2 protein-coding genes are annotated in these 2,259 nt (G+C 70.4%); one reads left to right on the top strand and one right to left on the bottom strand.

Going from position 1 to position 2,259, the window contains the following annotated elements:
* Positions 1-586: 586 nt before the first annotated feature.
* Complete coding sequence (locus AC3WRT_RS20615) at positions 587-727, top strand: hypothetical protein (RefSeq protein ID WP_492725272.1); 141 nt, start codon at positions 587-589, stop codon at positions 725-727.
* Here AC3WRT_RS20615 and AC3WRT_RS20610 read toward each other — a convergent pair.
* Positions 724-1,797 carry a sodium:calcium antiporter gene (locus AC3WRT_RS20610; RefSeq protein ID WP_492725270.1) on the bottom strand — a complete coding sequence of 358 codons (1,074 nt, stop codon included), beginning with the start codon at positions 1,795-1,797 and terminating at the stop codon, positions 724-726. The two genes, AC3WRT_RS20615 and AC3WRT_RS20610, sit on opposite strands and share 4 nt — an antisense overlap.
* Positions 1,798-2,259 lie beyond the last annotated feature (462 nt).

The following is a 2,259-nucleotide window of genomic DNA, read 5'->3' as shown; positions in this document are numbered from 1 at the left end:
GGTTCTGCCGGGGGAGTCGGCGGAACCCACCCTGACCGCTTGTTCGGTCAGCTGATGCGCCAGACCCCGGTGCCGGCCGGCGTTCTCGCGTCCGATTGGCGAGATGTGCGGTGTTTTCGCCCGGAAGCACCCGACCCGGGTGGATGATGGCGGTGGACACCTCGTGGCCCCTTCTCGGGAGAAGGGTCGCTGGCGTCCACCGGATGGCGCGGCCCCCGTGCCGATGAGCGCGACCTGACTCCCACCCCCGGGTTCGAGGCTCACCCCCAACGCCGCCGGCGCACGACGGCCGGCGGGCCCGCCCGTCGGCCGTTCGGCGTCGCGCTTCTCTGGCTCTGGGCACTGCAGCACTGGCGGTCGTGGCGCCCCGTCCGCGTGGTCGCCGGCTACGTCTGGGTGGTCGCCGCACTCATTGCCGTCGCCTGGCTCGCGACCGTCGTTCCCTCGCTCAGGCCCTATCCGACGCCAAGCTCCCAGGAACCGGCGTGCAGGCGACCGCCATCCAGGTCCAGGACGTGGCCATCTGGCTCCCCAGGCGATCGTTGCCGCCGTGTGGCTCTGGCGGCACCCTGCCCGAGGGGCGGTTGTGGTCACTGCCGTGCTGGTCAAGTGGGTCGTCAAGAGCGTCAGCATCGTGGTGGACCGCTTCGCGGTCGTGGGCCCGGTGCCGCTCTGGCTCCTGCTGCGTACGACCAGGCGTATGCCGCCCGTTGGCGGCACCTCCTAGCTCGGCAGCACGACGAGCCCGATGACACCGATCACGTAGAGGGCCAGGACGACGATGCTGTCGATGCCGAGGCGGGCGTGCTCCTTGCTGGGCCGGAAGAGCAGCCCGGCCATGTAGACGATGGTCAGCAGCGCGGCGAGACCGGTGAGGTAGATGTCGGCGGCGTGCGCGTTCGGCAGGACCGCCTTGCCGGAGACGAGGACGGCCAACAGGAACAGCACCGGCAGAAATGCGTTCCCGCCGAAGATGTCGCCGAAGGCGAGCTTGTAGTCGTCCTGTCGCACCGCGGCCAGGCCCGTGCTGAGCTCGGGCAGGGACGTCGCAGCGGCGAGGACGGTGGCCCCGAAGAGGACGCCCGAGAGGCCGACCTGGTCGGCCGCAGCCGTCCCGCTCTCCTCGGCGAGCGCGCCGGCGACGAGCGTGGCCAGTGCCGCAGCGCCGAAGACGAGGACGGCCTTGCTGGTGCTCATCCCCTTGCGGGTGGCGGCGGCTGACCGGGCCCTCTGGGAGTGGCCCCGAGGCTTCGGCTGGCTGTCGGGAGCTTCTCCGCTGTTGGACCATGGCAGCTGGGACCCGGCGCGCCGGGTCAGCACCAGTCCGACACCCCAGACGAGCGCGATCAGGACGACGTCGGGGGAGAGTCGGGCGACGACGAGGTCCTTCGGCAGCTGCGTCCCCATGACGACGACCACCAGGACCGCCAGGACCACCGCGCCTTCGAGCACGAGAGTGAGGCTCGCCGCCTGGTACGTCAGCGGCCGCCGTTCCCGTACGCCGAACGCGTCCAGAGCGACGAGCACCACGGTCTGGATGGCGATGCCGCCCAGGATGTTGCTGACCGCTACGTCGAGCTTGCCGCTCGCGGCGGCGCTGTAGGTGATGGCGATCTCGGGAAGGTTGGTGGCCACCGCGAGCAGGATCAGCCCGCCGAGCGCCTGCCCGAGGTGCAGCCGGTCGGCAAGGATGTCCGTGTAGTTGGACAGCGGGATCCCGGCGACCCAGATGACCGCAGCGCTGCCGGCGAAGATGAGCAGCTCGACTCCGAGCGGCAGATGCGGCAAGAGGTTCACCGCGGCATCGTAGTGACGAAGGCTGCGAATCACCTTGAAGTGGACGCCTGGCCAGCACCGACGTGGACCGACGTCCAGGGGCTCGGCAGCAAACGGACGCCTACGGCGACACAGGGACCTGGCGCGGGTCATCGAAGCTCCACGCAAGGCCGCACCGGTCGCATTCGCGGTCGTGCCCCGGGTGGATGCAGCCGATCCAGTCGACCCAGGGCGGTGTCCCGGTCGTGTCATCCGTACCCGCCGGGAGCCCGATCACGAGATGTCGAACCTGGCTGCCCCCACAGCCCGGGCACGTGCCGCGGGGAATGTCGTAGGGCTCGACCTCACCGGCGGGCATTGCATCAGGGCTGATCGTCATCCTGAGACTCTCCCATCATGGCCCGACCTTGTGAGGCGGTTCGGTAAGCCAGCCAACGGCCGTGGACGGTGGTCCGGGGTCCGGGGCCCGGGGTGCGGGTGCGG

Source organism: Terrabacter sp. FW104-15G4B (genome assembly GCF_058790095.1).
Note: the sequence above shows the minus strand (reverse complement) of the source record. Positions and strands in the feature narration are given on the sequence as shown.